We start from the raw sequence: 19,023 nt of genomic DNA on the forward strand, positions 1-19,023 counted from the left end.
CTGTTGACAGGCCGCCGTTCTCGTTCACCGGGCGCAAGGCCGGGACTTCTCACTGCCCTTATCGCCTTGGCTCCCGCTCCCCAAATCGTAGTCCATCCATCGGGCGCTCCTCGCGGCCGTGTCAGCCGCCGCCGCGGGTACCGCCTTCGCCGCCCGACTCGGTGCCACCGCCGCCTTCGCCGCCGGTGCCGCCTTCGCCGCCGGAGCCACCTTCGCCGCCGGTGCCGCCTTCGCCGCCGGCGCCGCCTTCGCCGCCGGAGCCACCTTCGCCGCCGGTGCCGCCTTCGCCGCCGGAGCCGCCTTCGCCGCCGGAGCCACCTTCGCCGCCGGTGCCGCCTTCGCCGCCGGAGCCACCTTCGCCGCCGGTGCCGCCCTCGCCGCCGGTGCCGCCTTCGCCGCCGGTGCCACCCTCGCCGCTGGTGCCACCTTCGCCGCCGGTGCCACCGCCGCCCTCGCCGCCGGTGCCGCCGCCGCCCTCACCGCCGGTGCCACCGCCGCCTTCGTTGCCGGTGCCGCCGCCGCCCTCACCGCCGGTGCCATTGGAGCCACCATCGCCGCCACCACTCTGGCCGCCGGGCGTGCCGCCGCCGCTCCGCGGGGGGGCGGCTCGGTTGCTGCGGGCCAGGAAGCCGGCCCCTCCGGTGCCGCTCGACAACGCCGAGGCGCAGGAGGACGTCTTCAGCATCTCGAAGACAATCGGGTTGTTGCAAGTTAATCTTTGTTGGGCGATCGATGTTGAAATAAACTCACGATCGGCAATGTAGTTCGAACCGATGAATCCGATCGCAGTCGCGAAGACAATACGTTTGAGGTCCATTTGATTTTCACCTTAACCCCTAAACCCCAAGATCGATTTAATATTCTGTAGTTGCTTGTTGTTCGCAATGGGCCCGGTTGTCAGGATTTAACGAATGCTGCTTTGGTTGCTATGGCTTTCAAAATCTAAGGGAGCCTAACTGTCGGGGAAAAATTAGAATGAATTTTGAAATAATTGCGGGAAAGACCTACGAAAGAAGTTCGAAGGACGGCTGGGGAAGGGCGGGACAACAGCGCGCTGACATGCCTTGTCCGGCAGCGTCGGTTGCCGCCGCTTCGAGGCCGGGTCTCACGACATGTTGATCGGATGGCGGTGCTGGCGTACCGCGGGCCGGGCTGTCATCGCTCGCCGTAACGGGGCGACATCGTTGCGTTCGCTACGCAAATGCGATTCGAATGGCGCGAACGTCTCGTTGCGTTCCGCCGAGTGCCGCTTTCTCTCGGTGGCGCGATTGTCGTTTTCGCGTGATATTTGGCCCGGCTGTGAATTGACGAAAGAGGCGCTTGACCCTTATGCCGAAACAGCCTATCTCCACACCCACGGCGCGGCCAGTTGCGAAAAACCTCTCGCCGGATTGCAAGATCCGGAAGATTTATCGAGATGGTGCAACGGCTTAGTTGGGGAATAGTTTAACGGTAGAACGACGGACTCTGACTCCGTTAGTCTTGGTTCGAATCCAGGTTCCCCAGCCACTCATCTCCAAGTAGTTGAAAATCATAGCGTTTCCTGCCTCGGCATTGTCTCTTGCCGGGGTTTTTCCTATGACGCTCCCACAATGCTCCCACATCACCCGGAAGCGTGGCATCTACTATTTCCGTCGTCGTTTCCCTGACCCCCGTAGAGGGGAGGTTGCTATCTCACTCGGGATCAGGGATTTCAGGCTCGCCGAGTATGTTGCCGAACGCCTAACCGCTCTCTTCGAACGTCTTCTCAATGATGATCCAATGATGGAATCCGATAGAATCGTCGCCGCTCTAAAGCAGGAGCGGACCCGCCGGTTGCAGGAGTCGCGCGATCGAATTCTTGCAACGGAATATGGACGGCCGGTTTTCGCGACCAACTACGCGGGCGATCCCGATGAGGCCAATCAGGCCGATATTGATGGGCACGAGACTTGGATCGCGACGCTCAAGACAGCTCTTGCCAAGAGGCAGTGGGTAGCACCCGATTCGCTCGTCAGAAAATCGATGGACGAGTATGGCGTTCCCGAGAGTTCCTATCTTGAGTATCGAATGGCTTGGGTAGCGATGTACATCTCGGTGATGGAGCAAGAGCTTGAATGGCTCAAGAATGGCCCAATCGATATCGATTGGCATCAGGCACCGCTTGTGGACGGGCCGATCGTCGAGTCGGTACGTTCAGAGCCTCCCTCTGATTTTTCCGATACGCGGCTGAAGCTCTCGGAACTAGCGTCGAACTTCGCCGAGTTGATGCGTTCGACCGAAACTTGGACTGGGCAAACGTTAGCCCAAAGCCGCGCCACGTATCGCATGTTCATCAGCCACTGCGGCGACAGGTCCGCTTCGGAGTACTCACGTCGGGACATCGCATCATTCTACGACGTGCTTCGAGGACTCCCGGCGCTCTATTCCAAAAAGCCCGAATGGAACAAGCTTCCGCTCGCGGAGATAGCAGCACGTACTAAGGACGAGAATATCGATCGTCTCTCCATGACGACTATTAAGCGTCATTTTGCAGCGCTGGGCGGCCTATTTGAGCACCTAAGGAAGCGTGGCGAGTATCTCGGAGAGAATCCGGCGTACGGGTTCGATTTCCCGAGAGGGAAGCGCTTCAGGGCGAACGCAGGGCGGGAGTTCTGGCAGGGCGAGAGATTGCGCGACCTTTTCTCATCACCGGTTTGGTCGGGCTGTGAATCTGAGTCGCGCCGATCGTCGCCAGGCACTCTCATAATCAAAGACGAAAAATACTGGCTGCCTCTGCTCGGTCTCTATCACGGCAACCGGCTCGAGGAGTTCGCCCAACTACTCCGGGGAGATCTCCGAAATGATGGCGGCATCTGGTACCTTGACATCAACGACGAAGATGACAAGCAGATCAAGAATGCCCAGTCCGCTCGTCGTGTACCGCTTCACCCGAATCTCGTTACGATGGGCTTCCTCGACTACGTCGAGCAAACCACAAAGGCGCCGACCGATCGGATCTTTCCGCAGTTGAAACCTGGTGGTCCAGACCGGAAGTATGGATACTATTTCAGCAAGTGGTGGACTCGATATCGCCGGGACGTTGGGCTTTACGAGAAGCGCCTCGACTACCACTCTTTCCGACATGGCGTGACAAACAAACTGTTCGCTGCCGATGTGCCGGAGGCGGTGGTCGAAATGCTCACTGGACATGAGGGTGGGGGGACAAGTCGAAAAGTCTATCTCAAGGATCTTCCATTGAGGCGCTTGCAAGAGGCCATATGTCTTGTCGATTGGCCTGAGTTGTCGTCGCTTCCCCATCTTAACCCTTGAGGATGGCCGCCACGCGACGTTTAGAGACTGTACGTTGCAATCACAGCCGAGTCGGTCGCATAGGTGCGCTCGAAAAAAAACAGAGGGACCAGCCCTCTGTCTTGACGTTACGATAAGTTGCGAACTGGCGATTTTCGCTTGCTCTCGACTCGCTCTCTATCGATAGGGCGATATCGCGCGAACACGGGGCCATCGTCAGTTTCCCATACGGTCCACTTGGCGGCCTCTCCGATGGTCGATTGCATAGCCACATGCGGAGAACCTGCCCACCGGGTCGTTAGCGCAGTGTCAGGCACAAAGCCTTCTGCGAGAAGGACGCGCGCGCCGTCGAATAACGGCTGGTCTGATGTGCAGATGAGTCGGTCGCCCATACGGGCCTCGGACGCTACCCGGTCAGAGGCTCTGCGGCGGGCGGATGGGATGAGGATAAGTTCGATGGATTGCGGTGTCATAGTTCCAGACATGAAAAAAAGCCCGCCTGGGTGGGGCGGGCCGGATGGGGTAGGAGCTTTCGAATGATCAGGCGGGGCGTGGATTCTGACCGCCGCTCTGCCTTTGCGGGATGAGAAGATTGTCTCGCCGGAGGTTCAGTGGATTGTTGTCGAGGTGAATGGGCAAGGGCTGGGATCGCTTCCGTTCGACCACAAGATCGGCGATTGCCGGGCGGAACTTCGCCGCCCTACCGGATCTGCCATAAATGGCGACGTAGCTGGAGCCGTCACGCGCACGCGCCATACGCCATAGTGGGCTGTAGCCTTGCGCTATAATGCGGTTGAAGTCCTCCTCCAAAAGGAGCGCCTTCTCCCCACGCAACAGCGTTACGATGACGATATGATTTCTATCGCCATCGATCGTGCGCTGGATCGGGTTGGCTTCAGTCAGGATTGCCAGCAAGGGAGGCCCTCCGTTCCCGGCTTGCGGTCCAGGCAGGGACGGGCGTCTGCTTTGACATGGAGGATTTGCTCAAGCCGCGTACGAACGGCTCCCAGCGACGAGTCCGCAAGGTTAGAAGTGAGCAGTGAAGAGCATGGACAACGGTCGATCTGGGCAGCGCCGGGTAGACGGCCACCAGAGCCGCGAGGATCTCGGATATGTGAACGATCAAGAATGGTCTCGATGCGTCCAGTCTCGGATTAGATAGCGCAGTGCCGTCGAAATCGTGGCTCGCCCATACGGAAGAATGGCGCGGCACACCGCATCGAGCATCTGGAGTTCTTCGTCAGCAAGACGCACGGATATGCGTTCGGTAAGTCTGGGGTTTGGATTGTAGGGCATATTCTTTCTCTGCAAACATGAAGGGGCGTGGGAAGCGATGCATGTCGTTGTTCGACAAAAACCGGACAGGGGCTCGCATCGATGTCGCCTCTCTCGATTTGAAAGGGTTCGGTAGAGCGGGGTCCGTGGGTACGCAACCGCTGGGAACCAGGGCGCGAGAGCGAACAACAATCGGCCGTCCAATCCGCCGAATGGATGACCACGAATCGAACGAGGGGCTCGGCCCCTGTAGCGGACCGCAAAGGTGGTGACCGCTCGCACCCTCGGCGTATCGTCAGCGATCGGTAGCCTTGGTGAAGCAATACGGCACCTGACCGACGATCGGATATCGAGAGGATGTATGTGCGAGGCTAACGGGAGCGCTGCAATGATGCTGCCGCGCTGCTGAACGCTATCGGGCGTGGATCGCAAGCGCCTCTGGGGAGTGCTGGTCCGAAGACGTCCGTCGTCACGGAAGTGTCAGCGCCCCCCATGGATCATCGATCCTGAAACCTGGAGGACGACCCTACAGATGGAGTGGATAAGGGGTAGCTGTTGTTCTAGATCGATATGTGTTGAGAAATCTCGGGATTGATAGGATCAATCCCTCTATTCCTCTTTATACAGAGTATCAATCTAGAACACTTGTCGTAGACCATCACGCTCAACGTCTCGTGCACATGAAGGCCACATGGCGTCTACCTAATGTTCGTCCTTAATGTATCATCTCAAACCGTAGGGGGGGAACTTCTCCCGTATGGAAGGGATAAATCTCACTCGTACGTTCCTACTCGTATCGTGTTGCCTTGCGTCGGACTCTGCGTCGGTCATAACGTACACATAGTGGTTACATTACGTACGTCCTCCAACTCTTATCATCCCCCCAGATGGAAGAAATAAATGGGGTTTGGCTTGCGAGTCGGTCGGCCCCAGGGCTGGCGTTAGCGTAATTTGGCTGAGTTAGTACATCGAAGGCGCAGAAAGGCCGTCCCTGCGGATACCGCAAGGCAGCAATCGAGGCTCCAGACCAAGCGCCTACACTCAATCGGCTAAGCCCGACTCTACGTGCCTTTGTAATAGCTCTCGGTCATCGTCTTTCCCCTCGGCGGGAAGCCGCCTGAGGTCGGGTGCCCTCACGGCTCCCGAGATCGTGGAGTAGATCAGGTGATCGATCCTGATCATACAAGCGCGTCATCGACTAGCCGGACTCGCGCGGGTCGCGAATATCGGATCCAGTAGCCAATGCCTGTTGATTGCCAAGCGGCGACTAGGCGCTCTTGAGGGCGCGATAGACGCTCATCCGGGATATCTTGAGGTCGGCTGCGATCTTGGTGGGGCTCTCTCCCGCATCGTGGCGCGCTCTGATGGTGCCTACTGGCATCTTCGCCTCCCGCCCCTTGTAAACGCCAGCTTTCTTGGCCTTCTCAATGCCCGCCCGCTGGCGGTCGGCAATGAAGGTGCGCTCCATCTCCGCGACCATGCCAAGTACCGTCACCAGAATGCGTCCGGTGTCAGTGCCGGTCGTGAACTCGGGCTCCAGGACACGAAGGGCCGCTCCCTTGGCGTCCAACTCATGTACGAGGTTGAGGACGTCCCGCGTGGATCGTCCGAGCCTGTCGAGCTTGACGACCACAAGCTCGTCACCGGGGCGGATGAAATCGATCAGGATCGCCAACTCGTCGCGCCCTTCGCGGCTCTTTCCGCTGACTTTCTCGGAGCGCACCAGATCGCATCGGGCCGCGCTGAGCCGAGTCTTCTGGGTCTCAAGATCCTGATCATGGGTCGAGACGCGAGCGTAGCCATAGCGGGCCATGAGGTTCTCCGGATGTCACATTAGGATCCACCCTGCCGCTATGGCGTAACATTGATGCTAAATCAATCCTAATGTGACGATCCTAACGTCACATCCACGTGTAACGCTGGAGTGTACCCAAACGTTAGCATCGCCAGTTTGTCACCGGCTTGGTATGCAGAGAAAACCGGTGGGGGGGGGTGAAGTATGACGCTGAAGCGCCTTGGACTGCTCATGGGGGTGATTGCTGCACTGATGTCGGCAGCGTCACATGCTGGCGCGGCGCAAGTCACCCAGGTCGATCGCCCGGCTTGCAAGTATCTCCTGAAGGGAGAAATCGCAAAAGGTGACCTGGAAGAACTCCAAGCGACCGAGATTAAGTATGGCGACTCTCTATGTCTGGAGAGCGATGGAGGCAGCTACCAAGCGGGCCTCAATATTGCCGAGTACCTCGTCGGACGAGGAATCTACACAGTCATAGACCGAAAATCCCACTGTTTCTCATCCTGCGCGATCATCTTCATGGCCGGAAGCGAGAGTGAAGAAGGAATCCAATTGTCGTTGCGGAGAATGCACATCACAGCCCAACTAGGCTTTCATGCGCCCTATGTCTTGCCGCCAGTGACATCCTACACGTCGGAGCACATTAAGGCTGCATATGCCGTTGGGCTGGATGCTGTCGCGAGAATGATGACTTTGGGCCAAAATGCCTACGGCCTAGGTGAGGGACATATCCCTAACCGAGTGATCCTCGAATTGCTGAAGAAGGGCCCCGATGAGGTCTACTTAGTCGATACGGTGTTGAAGTCTGCGGAGCTGGACATTCAGCTCTTTGGCGTTCCAAAGGCGCGGTGGGCTCCGCCCGAAGCTTGCAACGCGTGTATCGTCCGTAACGGCGGCTTCAGCACTACAGATGCTTGTGATCGGGCTCGGACGGCTCCTAGTCGTAGGGTCGACAAGAAAACCGTGGAATATACCTTCAACGGTTTCGGAGCTGAGGGTGCGTCTTCGTGCGTAGTTCGCGTGAGGTCAGAGGGTGACAAGCCAATGCGAGCGTCGATTGTCACCAATACAGACCCGGAGGAAGGTCCTCCCTCTGGAGCCCACTTCAGCCAGCTGACCGATCAGGACGCTCTGAGCACGGCAAAAACGTTTGAAGAGTTGACGGCTGACTTCAAAGACTGACCCACTCGCCAAGGGCGCGACTTGGCTTGGAATTCTCTCGTCGCTTTCGGGGGGAGGGCTTCTGGCGGGGGCACGGGGGCGCTGCTGATTTCGTCCCACATCAATATATGTCCGTAAATCGTTAGCCGATTTTTGATATGCAACACGGTCCTAAAATGGCGCGACGGCGCCACTCGTGAGAGCCTCGGATGTTCGCCTCGTCCATCCGTCGCCATCGTTAGTGCGCAGGATCGGGCGGCCTCCGTATGGATGCCAAGCATTGAGGATCCTGCTTTCCGCCTTGCGGTGACAGCAGGGGCGGGCGTCTAGGTTCGCTTGGCGTAGTTGATCCAGCCGAGCACAAATGGCCACCAGAGGAGTGACCGCAAGGCTGCAACGCACCATCAAGTCTGAATCTGCATGTGGGCCTTACGGCTCCGCGTCGCAATGTCAGAGCCCGAAGAAAACTTCGTCAGCTCGACAGACAGCCCTTCTGACGACACTTTCACCAGATCCGCGAGCGAGCCGCCATGACTGCATGAGCAGGTCCAGAAGCGTGGGGATCCCTAAAGTTGTGTCCATCTGCAAACCTTGGAGCGCTCGCCCAACAAAGCTGGCATCCCGATAGTTTTCTATTGCTAGGGTCTCGCCACGCTCCAACGCTTGGAGCATCTCCGCTGGAGTTCCCCCATGGTTTTCGTAGGCCGCGTTGGGATCCGCGATGCGGCGGCGATAAGTTGCCTTTCGACCGGGAGCCGCATTTGTGTTGTCAACAAGCGCTAGAAGCTCCTCAGTCGACATTCCTGCCAGCTTGGCGAAGTACCTGATTGGCAACCACTCTCCGCTAGTCGCCTCAAGTGCGAAACGCAGATATTCACTCGGTTGCTGGACATTGGTTTGATTTAGGAAATCTGCAATCAGGTCAGAGCGCGTTATGACGCCTTTGATCGGAGGACTGGCGACGGGTGTCGTCGATTGGACATCACCCACAAGTCGCAAGGTAGGTGTGCCGTTCGTCTCGCTAAATTCGCCTTCCTTGATAAAGTTAATCTTTTCCAGCAGCGACTTGTCTATCTGAATCACGCCTCGTCCGTCAGTTAGGGATCCTGCTTCGAGATCGGCAACCATGGCCCGAGACGGCCCAAGCGTGAGCAGCCTTTCAACCATTGGCAATATTTGTTCTCGGGCGCGCAGATCGCGATCGTCGAGAATCGCGCGAAGGTCGCTGTATGTTATTCTGCTCGATTGACCTGGGTAGCGGTAGAATATGTCCCCTTCGCGTATGCTGCCTTCGTTCTTGGTCGCTATGATTGGGCGGCTTGGATGTTGCTCAACATGGATCACCCCTATAGTCGCAGATCCGATAGTTTTTACTGAGGTCCTAATGCGCGGAGTTGGATCAAAAAATGATTTGAGCCGAGTTGAAAAATCGGCCGGGTCTGCATCTTGAAAATCAGAATTTCCGAGGCCCGTGGCAACGTAGCCGAGATCCTGCCCTTCTGGTCCCTTGGTGCCCTTGTCATGAACGCCAAAAAGAACGTAACCACCACGGTTGTTGGCAAGCGCGGCAATTGCCCTTAGCCATTTGTCTGCGTGCTTAAAACCAAAACCACTCTTGCATTCATGCTGGTCGGTCTCACCCTGCTTGAGGCGCCACAGGCCGCTCTCATCGGAGACAAAAAGCTCTGTCACGTCGTCGCCCGTCCGCGATCCGGCAGCTTTTGTATCCTCGGGTAAAGTTTGGACCGATGTGCCGATTTCTGACACGTAGGCGCGTATGAAATCGGCGATTTTCTCGTCACTTGCTGCCAAAATTTCGTTTGAGTTGCTGTAGGATCCGTTGCCAATTCCAGAGATTCTGCCGCTGTTCACTGCACGATTCGGCCGATTGAAGTAAAACTGAATATCCTTGTTCTTCATCCCAATGCGGATCATTCCTTTTATAAGAGCAATCTCGTCATCGGTTATTGATCTCTTGGTCATATTCAGGCGTCCCCCGCCGCTTAACGCTACCGACATTTAGATCATAAGCGCCTACTGTCGGCTTGCACTATTCATTTGAGCAGCGCGGAGGACTCGGCTTGGCTCAGTCGCCTTTCTTCGCGCTGGTGGCACGCAATGACTGTTTTGCCTCCTGGTATTCAGATCGGCCGGGCGGGATCTCCAGGTCTTTATCCCCAAGTAGCCCGCGTCGCCTTGCGGTAGACTCGCTGAGCGGGTTCCTGAGGGGGCTTGGCTTCAGATGTGGCCATAACTAACCGCCTCTCAGTGAGTCTCCCACATGGTGGCGGCGGCTTGGCCATACGGGATGAGCGAGCGGGACATTCTGACGAGGATGCCGCAAGGCGGCAACACCCTTCTCGTCCAGCAGCGTCACATTGACCAGACTGAGAGTGATGCACACCTCAGTGGCGACAAACCAAGGCTGGTCGCCCGGTCGATAGAGCGGAGCCTGTGTGTGAGCGGAAGCTGGGGCCCTTCGGGGGCCGGACTACGGGGGCGCTGGAACGCGCGCGCCCAGAGATATATGCCTGTAAATGCGACACTATTTTTTGAAACGGGATCCAGTCCGCATGCGCATACTGTCCGCCATCATCCTGTCCACGATCCTGTTCTCCCCCGCGTTGGCTGAGGAGAAGGCCAATTACAAGGACATCCCGGTAAAGCCGGGTCTCCTCATTGACGAGTTCCTGACCACCGGAAGGCCAATCAGCTGGGTCGTCATGCAGCGTGACAACAGGAAGAAGCTGACCGGCATGACCGTGGTCCTGACGAATCTCGGGGAGGACAACAAGTGCGGGCTCATTGTCCAATCCGATGACCAGGGTCTGGTGACTAAGCAGCGGATGTTCTGCTAGGCACCCAGCCTTGCGGTAGAGTCACTGAGCGGGTTCTGGCGGGGCCCGGCTAGAGCACCGAGCCTGGATAGGGGGATTACTGTCAGTGAGTCTCCTAGAGGTCTGCGGAGACATACGGGGCTCCGCAAAATTGCTGATACCCTCCTTCACAAGCTTCTTGATGTCACGGCCCATGTAGAAGGGCGACAACCGGCCAGATCATCGGCAGTGTGAGAGGAAGCTGCCCTCGGCTTGGCGTTGGATCGACAATCCCCAGCATCTCTAGCGATTAATTCTCGAATGTAGGCGTGAACTGGTTGCATTCGTAGCTTGAACATCGTCCCGGCGCCCGCGATAGTCGCGCTGGCGGCCGTCGTGGCTCGGGGGGAACTGAAGTGACTGAATTCGATCAGATACCGTTCGGTGCATCGGAATTTGCGGACAATCCGGAACCGCGCTGCCCCTGCCTGTTGCTTCTCGATACCTCTTATTCGATGCAGGGTGCTCCAATTAGCGAACTCAATAGGGGGCTTCTTGGGTTTAAAGATGAACTGGCCACGGACAGCCTAGCAATGAAAAGGGTAGAGGTGGCGGTCGTTACCTTTGGCCCCGTCAATGTGCTCGCCGAATTTCAGACACCCGATATGTTCCATCCTGCTCCGCTTGCAACTAGTGGGGACACCCCGATGGGTGCTGCGATTGAGCAGGGACTGGAAATGCTGCGCCGACGCAAGGACGAGTATCGCGCGAACGGAATTTCTTACTATCGGCCTTGGATTTTCCTCATCACCGATGGTGCTCCCACCGACAACTGGAGCCGCGCTGCCCAACTTGTGAAAGAGGGCGAGAATGCAAAGGCTTTTTCGTTCTTCGCCGTAGGTGTTCAAGGCGCAAGTATGGACGTCTTGGCTCAGATCTCAACACGCACTCCGCTAAAATTGGACGGCCTGAAATTTCGAGAGCTGTTTGCTTGGCTGTCGAGTTCGCTAAGCGGAGTTTCCCGATCTCAGGTAGGTCAAGCGGTCCCGCTTAGTTCTCCTGCGGGGTGGGCAGAGGTATAGCCCATGGAGTGTGATCCTTGGCGGGTAGCCCTCGCGTCGTCGATTGGTACTTCCCATATAGCGACTGGGTCGCCATGTCAGGACAGCGCTACGCATCAATTCGTTAAAACGGCTGGTGGGACCATTCTGATTGGTGTCGTTTGCGATGGCGCAGGAAGCGCTGCTCATTCAGATGTCGGATCTTGGCTTGCCGCCCAAACATTCGCCGAACATGTCAGCCTGTTTCTTGAGCAGGGCGGAGCACTGCAGTCCATAGATCGCACTATTGCCGAACAATGGCTTCTTGAAACTGCTGAAGCTCTTGAGATAGCCGCCCGTGGGGCTGGACATCAAGTCCGAGACTACGCGTGCACTTTGCTTGTTGCGGTGGTGGGTGAGAACAGCGCTGTTTTTATTCAAGTGGGAGACGGAGCAATTGTCGTTTCGGAGGGGCAGGACGACGGGTGGTCGTGGGTCTTTTGGCCGCAACACGGCGAGTTCGCCAATACGACGAATTTTATAGTTTCTCCCGACGTGGCGGGACTCATGGATTTTGCCGTGTCAGCAAACAGAATTGAAGAATTTGCGATCTTTTCTGACGGGATAGAAAATCTTGTCCTCCACCAGGCTAGTAAAACGGTTCATGCAGCGTTTTTTGATTCGATGTTCCCTCCCGTTCGTGCTGCCTCTGCGGGCGTCGACTTAAGGCTGTCTGAGCGGCTCGAACAGTACCTTTCATCGCCAAGGATTTGCGAAAAAACAGACGATGATAAAACCCTGATCCTCGCTTCGCGGCGGTCCCTCGTTGAGATGCAGGGAGCGGGCGATGAGTCAGGCTCTTAGGCAAGATATCGTCGATTCCAAAGGACGCACGGTAGCGCTCGGGCGAGAAATCGGCAGAGGCGGAGAAGGCTCGGTCTTCGAGATAAAATCGGATGATAGATGTGTTGCGAAAATCTATCATCAGCCTTTGAATAGTGACAAAGCTGACAAAATTCGCCTTATGGCGAGCCTGCGCAATGACAAGATATCGGCGCTGTCTGCGTGGCCGTTGGAGTTGTTGTTGAGGCGGTCGGGGGAGCCCATCGGCCTACTGATGCCGAAGATTGTTGGTCGCAAAGATATCCATCATCTCTATAGCCCCAAGAGTCGGCGGGCAGATTTTCAGCGTGCAGATTGGCGCTTCCTAGTTCGTGCGGCCGCCAATACTGCAAGAGCGTTTGCTGCCGTTCATGAGGCCGGTTGTGTCATAGGAGACGTTAATCACGGCGGCGTTTTAGTAGCGCAGGATGCCACGGTAAAACTGATCGACTGTGATAGCTTTCAAGTTATTTCGAATGGCAGGAAGTTCCTTTGCGAAGTGGGCGTCGAGACTTTTACTTCCCCAGAACTGCAGGATAGGCCCTTCAAAGGGATCGTCCGTACGAGCAATCATGACAATTTTGGCTTGGCCGTCATGGTTTTTCTGCTGCTCTTTATGGGGCGCCATCCCTTTTCGGGAAGATATCTCGGCGCTGGGGATATGCCGATACCTAAGGCAATTGAGCAATTCAGATTCGCATATGGGGTCAGGCGCACGGACCTTAACATGGAGAGGCCGCCGGGAACTCCCCCTCTTTCTATTGCCGGTGACGACGTATCCATATTGTTTGAGCTTGCATTTTCAAAACAGATGGTCGCCGGTGGGCGCCCCGACGCCAAAGAGTGGATTGCCGCCCTTGAGAGTTTGGAGCAGCGGCTCAAGCAATGTGGAAAAAGCCCGTCTCACTGGCATCATAAAGACTTGGCCGTGTGCCCTTGGTGTCAGATGGAAGCTGCTACCGGTGTGCCGCTGTTTCCGGTTGTTGTCCACGGATCTGCAGGAACGCTTTTTGATCTTGATCTACTTTGGAAGCAGCTAGAAGCCATACCCCATCCCGGCACCGCCCCTGAATTTGGCGCAATTACGACCGACGCCTCCCGAGAGGCAAAGGATACTACTTCCGCCTTCGCTAGGAATTTCAGGGCGTTGAGTGTTTCCGGCGCCCTTATCGGCTTCGCGATATTTGGAAACGTGGGAAGTTCTGGAATTTTACTCTGGATTGCGGGAATCCTAGCCTTCTTCGTGGTGCGTCACCTTTTCGACAATAGCGCAGCGGTTGGGAAATTTCGGTCCGAATTGGCAGAGGCCGAAAAAAAGTGGCAACTCGCAAGGGAGGAATGGGTTCGCAGAGCCGGTTCTGGAGAATTTGATACCAGAAAAGCAAAGATGGTTGCGCTCAGAGCCGAGTGGAACGATATCCCTAATCTAAGGCAACGAAAACTGATGCAGCTGAAGCAGGATCAGCGAAACCATCAGCTAGAGCGGTACTTGGACAGCTTTGAGATTGATGCGGCTAAGATTGAGGGGGTGGGTGCTGGGCGCAAACGGACGCTTGAGTCCTACGGCATCGAGACTGCAGCTGACGTTAAAAAGCATCGTATCGCCAGCGTCCCGGGATTCGGGCCGAAACTCCAAGCGGCACTTATTGCCTGGCGCGCGTCAATCGAACGGAGATTTCTCTTCGACCCGAATAAAGGCGTGGACCCCCGGGATACGGCAAAGATAGAGCTGGAGGTGTCTACGCAAAGGAGAAACATCGAGGACAAGCTCCGCTCAACTCTGCTCGAATTGCGGCAGGTCGATGATCAGATACGCGTCGCACGCAAATATCTGCGTCCTCAGATGGAGGTATTGCAACTGGCCCATGCCCAGGCTGTGGCAAATCTGAAAGCGGCTCTTGGGGGGTAGGGCGCGGTTTGACGAAGTGTGCTGTGGATCAAGGAGGCGTTGGAAGGCGTCTAGTGTTGGAAGCTGGGCTATCTCTCACTTTCGATACCAGCCAACGACAACACCATTTTCTAGCTGCACTCGACTCCCGAATCGATTTTTTCCGATCTGATTGTATTTGTACGTTCCAGACGTTTTTGTCTTATAGACCTTATGGTCTTTTGCGATCGGCTTGCCCCAGGAATCTATCAACTGTTCCTCTGACATGCCTTGCCAGATCAGCTCCTTCATGATTCTATCAACAATAGAATCGTCTTTGTATTTATTTAAGAGAAAGTTTCTTCTCTTTTTAGTCTTAAAGTTTCGGATCAATACGATAGCGATGACTATCGCTGCTATGCCCAGTATGACGCTCAAAGAATCCCCCTAGCAGCAGCTGCATGTTGCACTTCTAGGTTGAGTATTTGCTCGGGGGATCGGACCCGCGTCAAGGGGAGGGCATAGTTGCCCACGATATAGCGTAGAAGGCCGCGATTCCCCAGGCTCCGATTGAGAATAGCCACGTCATTAGTGGTGAACGTGCCGCGCGGGTTGAGGCAGCCACGCCGCTGATACCTTTCCCCGGACGCATATACAGTAGCCATTGGATGACAAGTCCCGGCAGAAGAAATACTTTCCAAGGAGAGTTCAATCGAATTCCTGGGATGTTATCGCGCATAGCGTGTCACCAGTCTCTAGGTGCGTGGGGGGGGCATGGCAACTGCTGAATCGCGCTAACCTTTCAGATTTGTGCCTCAGACGTCCGCTCCGTCACCAGCAGGTGTAGATGCGTGTTCTGAGCGCATTTTCTTTCGTCGTACTTCCCGATAATTCGATTTGGGTCCGTTGCCTGGTCGGGCTAGATCCCATCCGAATGGCCTTCGGAGGCTGTGTCCGTGGGGTTCACGCGCCTAGAAGTAGCATCACGTCATTACCCAAGGACGGGTTGTTGTTCAAGGCGTTTCCGACAGAATTGCAAGACTGAGAAACGCATAGTTCGAACGCTATGACGGACCCGTTTGCTCTGGTGTCGAAGGTGGGTTGCTGAGCGTCTAAAGTGCACAAAAATCCGAGGGGGCGAAATCACTCTTTGCAGAGCGCGCGGTCCCCCGGCGCCCTTCGGCCGTCCCGCTGCTACAAAAGGTTCGCCTTTCATCCGCGCTAGGCGCCGGTTGTTTCTTTGGGTGGTTCCGCCGCAACCACGCCCATCTGCGGCGATTTCTTGCTCATGTCGCCCGGCCCTACCCAGTTGCTTCGATTTGGTATGATCCAGTCGAAGTCCGACGACATCCAGAGCCGGATGCTCAGCGCCATCAACGCGATGATGCTCTACATGTTCGCTGCCATTGCGCGCAAGGACTATGAGGACCGGCTCCGGCGTCAGGCTCAAGGCATCGCCAAGGCGAAGGAGGAGGGGGGCCCTATTGGGGGCGACCAGAGGACACCGAGAGGAATGCCGCTATTCTCCAGATGCTCCGAGGTGTGCAGAAGTGGCGGGACATTGCTGCGGCGACGGGATGTTCTATGTCGACCCTGTCCCGGCTGGCGAAACGTTTGGAAGTTGCGCCCGAGCGGTCAGCGCCGGAGGGTGAGGTAACATCAGGCAGAGCGGCGGTCCTTCCAAGTTTCATTGCTTCACGACCTTGGTGAAAAGAAGCTGGAATCAGGGTTTCGCGACGGACCGATGGCGCTCCGTCACGCCATAATTGGAAGCGAGCCCCTGTTTTTTTAACCAAGGAGACTCAATACCCGCAGCGCACGTCAATGGCTCGGTAGTCTCGCGATCGCTTATGGACGGCGAGATAATCAGGTGGGGTCAAGCGTCCGCCGTCCAATTGCTAACCACGTGAGATCGCCACGGTTGGCGGGACCCTGAGAAAATCAGCTCCTCCGCATTGCCGGGGTCGATGCTGTACCGTCCGGCCAACTCTTCGATGAAGTGGCAGAATCGTTCGTAGACGTCAGCGTTGTTGGTTGTGGATACAATTCCACTACTCAACTTGATGGGCGGTGCAGCACTTCCACGCTCGACAAGCAATTGCATCGATTTCGCCGTCCACTGGTCCATGATAAAACCCGGCGAGGCGGGCGGCACGAAAAAGAGCAACTTGCTGTAGAATGCGGGTCCTAGTCCCCTGACTGCTTTGTCGCTACCCGTGGTGGCGATGCTGAACTGACGATATCCTTCGAGACGGCAAATTTCTCCGAGCCTGAGCGCTCCCAGAATTGGCTCTAGGCGGTCAATCCCGGCCCAACTCGACCGACCGTGGTTTCTCCGTTGGCCGCCCCATGCCATGACTGCAAGATAGATCTCGCTCTCTGACAGCCCGCCGTCCCGGATGAGGCAATGCAGCCGTTCTCTAGTGTGTCGCTCATTGGGGAGATTCGGTTGTTGCTTGCCCGTTACCGACAGAGCCCACTTTCGGTACGATTTGCCGAGCCACGCTGGGCCATTCGGTAACAGATTGCCATTTTCGTCGCGTTGCCGCGTCAAGACGATGTTGTCTAGAATCTCGATTGCAGGTGGCCTGAATTTCATGATGTACGAACCCCCGATCTCTATGGAATTTGTGCGTGCGAACGCTCACCATCTGCTTCACGTAGTCGGTATGGCGTTGTGAGCGAATTCAACGGTGCTGGAGCCTATTCGTCCTTTTGGACTTCCGGAATGAGGGCTGTGCCCTGGTTGACGCTGGTGTTCGCTGACAGCAGCCTTTCTGCCGTCTTCATGAGGCGATCGTGCCAGGCGAGGCGGTTCCGCCATTCCGGTGGAATTCCTGTAAGGCCGTAGATCGCGCCAGCCAACTGTCCTGCGATCGCGGCCGTCGTATCGGCATCTTCGCCAAGATTGGCGGCTAGCAAGATGGCGGAGCGGAAATCTGTGGTTCGAGATACTGCCCAGATCGCGGCTTGGACGGAGTGCATGACATAGCCCGAACCGCGAATCTCATCCCGATGTGTTCCTCGCCATGGATGAAGTGGGCCCAAATCGGCAAAATCGTTCAGAATATCCGGAAGACGTCTGCCACCGATGGCGTCGGCGAGCATGTTTGCGAACAGGCGTGATGCAAAGACTGCTTCCGCCGCGCCGTGGGTCGTCCGCGTCTGCAACTCCGCGACCTTCATCAAGGTGGAACGATCGTCCCAGTGACGGATGGCGACCGGTGCGAGGCGCATGAGCGCACCATTTCCAGCGGACATCGGGTCAGTCGAACCAGACAGCGGATCGCCGGTGGCTTCGAAGCGCTGAAGCGCGTCATCCACCGTATTGCCGATGTCGAAGCACTCGCCGGTGCAGGAGTAAGTCCCGTTCTCCGACCAGTCGACGAAGCGCATCATCAGATCGCGGGGGGCAAAATCCTCACTGGCCAGCAAGCTGTCGGCGAGGGCGAGGGCCATCGCGGTATCGTCGGTCCATTGACCGGGTTGGAGACCGAAGGGCCCGCCTCCAATCATGTCGGAAAGGCGGGCGAAGGCTGGTTTGGGTTCGAACTCTAGTGTCGTGCCGACCGCGTCACCCACAGCGAGCCCGACGAGGGCGCCCTGGCCTCGATCCAAGACATCGAGCTGACCCGCTCCCGCCGAGGGCGTGTTCGAGCGTTCGCCGCGCGCAACCCAGCGTTCCTGGGCGCGCGTCTCTATCGCGCCGGGGCGAGCACTTCTGACCTGCACCATTGCCTCCGCGCATGGCACTCCCATTTCGACCAGCAGCCGGGCCGCAATCATACCCGCTCGCCCGAGCCCACCCTTGCAGTGAACGAGCACGTTCGCTCCATTGCGGAGAAGTCCCCGCAACCGTGCCGACTCCGCTTCCCATCCGAGTTCGAAGCCGGCGTCGGGGGTGTTGCCATCCTCGATCGGCAGGTGATGCCACTCCATCATGCGCCGCCGAGCTTCGTGGCCGAGGGCGTCGATGTGAAGTGCTGCGAGTTCGTGGGGCTCCAGCAGCGTAATGATGGCAGCCGCATTCCAGTCTGCAATGACGTCGAGATCCGCGCCGAGATCGCGGTCGTGATTGCCGCTCAGGGCGCCGACCTGTTTTTTTCCGGGAGCAAAGGTCACGCCGAGAAGACCGCACCCTTCGCCGCTTTCGATTTCTGCAATTCGCAATCTTGAGTTCTTTTTGTGCATGCATCACTCCTTGGTTGTGGAGAGAGCATGGCATGGGATTCATAGGCGACACAGGCTCCGCCGGATTTTTCCCGGAGGCAGAAGAAGAGGGCTGATGGAGGCGTTTGTCGGACTGTATTGGACCTACCCGGTGAATTGGGCTGGCTTTCGTCAACTCTCCGTAGATGTCGATGCTGCAGCGGCTCAGAGCCGCACGATTCGATATCAGAGGGAGCTGATTCGCCGCTGGGTTGCCGACGAGGCCGGTCATCTCGTTGATGAGGTGACATTTATGGACTCTAGTCCGGATCGTCCAACCGACGCCATTTACGAGGCTGTTTCGCGGGTGCAGCCCATCTGTGTTGCGCACAACGCTCGACTGGTGATTGCGCGGTTTGGACGCTGGCGTCAGCATCATTTTCTGCATCACCGCCTGGGAGAAATGCGTATCGACTTTGTCGACCTGGATCCGCAGCCGATGACGATCGATGGTGTCCGGTTCGAGCCGATCGAGCATTTCCGGCACTGGGCGAGCGCAGGTGAAGCCGCCTCTGCCGCTCGCCGTCGCGATGCCATTGCCGCCCTTCGAAAGGCGGGTCGCGAGATCGGGCCCGATCCCGGCCGCTACGAAAAAATCGCTCACCTCCTCAACCAGACTGGTGTCAAGACGTTCACCGGCAAGGCCTGGACCGGCGAGAACGTCAAGAAGGCGCTTTTGATGCCGGAGGTAGTTGGAGAGTGATGTGA

At 57.0% G+C, this 19,023-nt stretch carries 14 protein-coding genes and 1 tRNA gene; 8 read left to right on the plus strand and 7 right to left on the minus strand.

Going from position 1 to position 19,023, the window contains the following annotated elements:
- Window positions 1-121: 121 nt before the first annotated feature.
- Window positions 122-685 (minus strand): hypothetical protein, encoded by a 564-nt coding sequence (locus tag G342_RS25825; protein ID WP_018185172.1) that lies wholly within the window; start codon window positions 683-685, stop codon window positions 122-124.
- A 750-nt stretch (window positions 686-1,435) separates the two neighbouring features.
- On the opposite strand from G342_RS25825, the gene G342_RS0121145 reads away from it, so the two are divergent.
- Both G342_RS0121145 and G342_RS24895 read left to right on the plus strand, forming a co-directional pair.
- A tRNA-Gln gene (locus G342_RS0121145) sits at window positions 1,436-1,509 on the plus strand.
- 252 nt (window positions 1,510-1,761) lie between these two features.
- Complete coding sequence (locus G342_RS24895) at window positions 1,762-3,291, plus strand: tyrosine-type recombinase/integrase (protein WP_018185173.1); 1,530 nt, start codon at window positions 1,762-1,764, stop codon at window positions 3,289-3,291.
- Window positions 3,292-3,810: 519 nt separating this feature from the next.
- Here the strand turns inward: G342_RS24895 and G342_RS0121155 are convergent.
- Together G342_RS0121155 and G342_RS0121165 are read right to left on the minus strand one after the other, a co-directional pair.
- Window positions 3,811-4,185, minus strand: coding sequence for a hypothetical protein (locus G342_RS0121155; RefSeq protein WP_018185174.1), 375 nt, complete (start codon window positions 4,183-4,185; stop codon window positions 3,811-3,813).
- A 1,627-nt stretch (window positions 4,186-5,812) separates the two neighbouring features.
- The gene (locus G342_RS0121165) at window positions 5,813-6,358 is read right to left on the minus strand and encodes a recombinase family protein (RefSeq protein WP_018185176.1); all 546 of its coding nucleotides are present in this window, start codon (window positions 6,356-6,358) and stop codon (window positions 5,813-5,815) included.
- Window positions 6,359-6,544: 186 nt separating this feature from the next.
- Between G342_RS0121165 and G342_RS0121170 the strand changes: the two genes are divergently transcribed.
- Window positions 6,545-7,522, plus strand: coding sequence for a hypothetical protein (locus G342_RS0121170; protein WP_018185177.1), 978 nt, complete (start codon window positions 6,545-6,547; stop codon window positions 7,520-7,522).
- A gap of 429 nt (window positions 7,523-7,951) precedes the next feature.
- On the opposite strand, the gene G342_RS25830 is transcribed toward G342_RS0121170, so the two are convergent.
- Window positions 7,952-9,484, minus strand: coding sequence for an AlbA family DNA-binding domain-containing protein (locus G342_RS25830; RefSeq protein ID WP_026304666.1), 1,533 nt, complete (start codon window positions 9,482-9,484; stop codon window positions 7,952-7,954).
- A gap of 590 nt (window positions 9,485-10,074) precedes the next feature.
- Here G342_RS25830 and G342_RS0121180 point away from each other — a divergent pair.
- The 4 genes from G342_RS0121180 to G342_RS25845 all read left to right on the plus strand — a co-directional run bounded on the left by G342_RS0121180 (window position 10,075) and on the right by G342_RS25845 (window position 14,148).
- The gene (locus G342_RS0121180; RefSeq protein ID WP_018185179.1) at window positions 10,075-10,359 is read left to right on the plus strand and encodes a hypothetical protein; all 285 of its coding nucleotides are present in this window, start codon (window positions 10,075-10,077) and stop codon (window positions 10,357-10,359) included.
- A 374-nt stretch (window positions 10,360-10,733) separates the two neighbouring features.
- A complete protein-coding gene (locus tag G342_RS25835; RefSeq protein WP_083931316.1) occupies window positions 10,734-11,399 on the plus strand; it encodes a vWA domain-containing protein in 666 nt (221 codons plus the stop codon).
- Between the two features lie 3 nt (window positions 11,400-11,402).
- Window positions 11,403-12,221 carry a PP2C family serine/threonine-protein phosphatase gene (locus G342_RS25840; RefSeq protein WP_083931317.1) on the plus strand — a complete coding sequence of 273 codons (819 nt, stop codon included), beginning with the start codon at window positions 11,403-11,405 and terminating at the stop codon, window positions 12,219-12,221.
- The gene (locus G342_RS25845; protein WP_083931318.1) at window positions 12,205-14,148 is read left to right on the plus strand and encodes a helix-hairpin-helix domain-containing protein; all 1,944 of its coding nucleotides are present in this window, start codon (window positions 12,205-12,207) and stop codon (window positions 14,146-14,148) included. Before G342_RS25840 ends, G342_RS25845 begins: the two co-directional genes overlap by 17 nt.
- Before the next feature lie 75 nt (window positions 14,149-14,223).
- Here G342_RS25845 and G342_RS26340 read toward each other — a convergent pair whose 3' ends face one another.
- The 3 genes from G342_RS26340 to G342_RS0121210 all read right to left on the minus strand — a co-directional run bounded on the left by G342_RS26340 (window position 14,224) and on the right by G342_RS0121210 (window position 18,297).
- Window positions 14,224-14,418 carry a hypothetical protein gene (locus G342_RS26340; protein ID WP_198010850.1) on the minus strand — a complete coding sequence of 65 codons (195 nt, stop codon included), beginning with the start codon at window positions 14,416-14,418 and terminating at the stop codon, window positions 14,224-14,226.
- Between the two features lie 1,564 nt (window positions 14,419-15,982).
- On the minus strand, window positions 15,983-16,705 hold the full coding sequence (locus tag G342_RS26185) for an 8-oxoguanine DNA glycosylase OGG fold protein (protein WP_156831050.1): 723 nt from the start codon (window positions 16,703-16,705) through the stop codon (window positions 15,983-15,985).
- A gap of 104 nt (window positions 16,706-16,809) precedes the next feature.
- Window positions 16,810-18,297 (minus strand): ADP-ribosylglycohydrolase family protein, encoded by a 1,488-nt coding sequence (locus G342_RS0121210; RefSeq protein WP_018185185.1) that lies wholly within the window; start codon window positions 18,295-18,297, stop codon window positions 16,810-16,812.
- A gap of 94 nt (window positions 18,298-18,391) precedes the next feature.
- Here G342_RS0121210 and G342_RS26190 point away from each other — a divergent pair, with 94 nt between their 5' ends.
- Window positions 18,392-19,018 carry a recombinase family protein gene (locus G342_RS26190; RefSeq protein ID WP_156831051.1) on the plus strand — a complete coding sequence of 209 codons (627 nt, stop codon included), beginning with the start codon at window positions 18,392-18,394 and terminating at the stop codon, window positions 19,016-19,018.
- The last annotated feature ends 5 nt before the right edge of the window (window positions 19,019-19,023 follow it).

Origin of the sequence: Kaistia granuli DSM 23481, assembly GCF_000380505.1 — a bacterium.
Lineage (GTDB): Bacteria > Pseudomonadota > Alphaproteobacteria > Rhizobiales > Kaistiaceae > Kaistia > Kaistia granuli.

Coding starts and splice junctions, on each gene's coding strand:
- G342_RS25825 (WP_018185172.1), bottom strand. CDS start 685: ATGCTGAAGACGTCCTCCTGCGCCTCGGCGTTGTCGAGCGGCACCGGA.
- G342_RS24895 (WP_018185173.1), top strand. CDS start 1,762: ATGATGGAATCCGATAGAATCGTCGCCGCTCTAAAGCAGGAGCGGACC.
- G342_RS0121165 (WP_018185176.1), bottom strand. CDS start 6,358: ATGGCCCGCTATGGCTACGCTCGCGTCTCGACCCATGATCAGGATCTT.
- G342_RS0121170 (WP_018185177.1), top strand. CDS start 6,545: ATGACGCTGAAGCGCCTTGGACTGCTCATGGGGGTGATTGCTGCACTG.
- G342_RS25830 (WP_026304666.1), bottom strand. CDS start 9,484: ATGACCAAGAGATCAATAACCGATGACGAGATTGCTCTTATAAAAGGA.
- G342_RS0121180 (WP_018185179.1), top strand. CDS start 10,075: ATGCGCATACTGTCCGCCATCATCCTGTCCACGATCCTGTTCTCCCCC.
- G342_RS25840 (WP_083931317.1), top strand. CDS start 11,403: ATGGAGTGTGATCCTTGGCGGGTAGCCCTCGCGTCGTCGATTGGTACT.
- G342_RS25845 (WP_083931318.1), top strand. CDS start 12,205: ATGAGTCAGGCTCTTAGGCAAGATATCGTCGATTCCAAAGGACGCACG.
- G342_RS26340 (WP_198010850.1), bottom strand. CDS start 14,418: ATGAAGGAGCTGATCTGGCAAGGCATGTCAGAGGAACAGTTGATAGAT.
- G342_RS26185 (WP_156831050.1), bottom strand. CDS start 16,705: ATGAAATTCAGGCCACCTGCAATCGAGATTCTAGACAACATCGTCTTG.
- G342_RS0121210 (WP_018185185.1), bottom strand. CDS start 18,297: ATGCACAAAAAGAACTCAAGATTGCGAATTGCAGAAATCGAAAGCGGC.
- G342_RS26190 (WP_156831051.1), top strand. CDS start 18,392: ATGGAGGCGTTTGTCGGACTGTATTGGACCTACCCGGTGAATTGGGCT.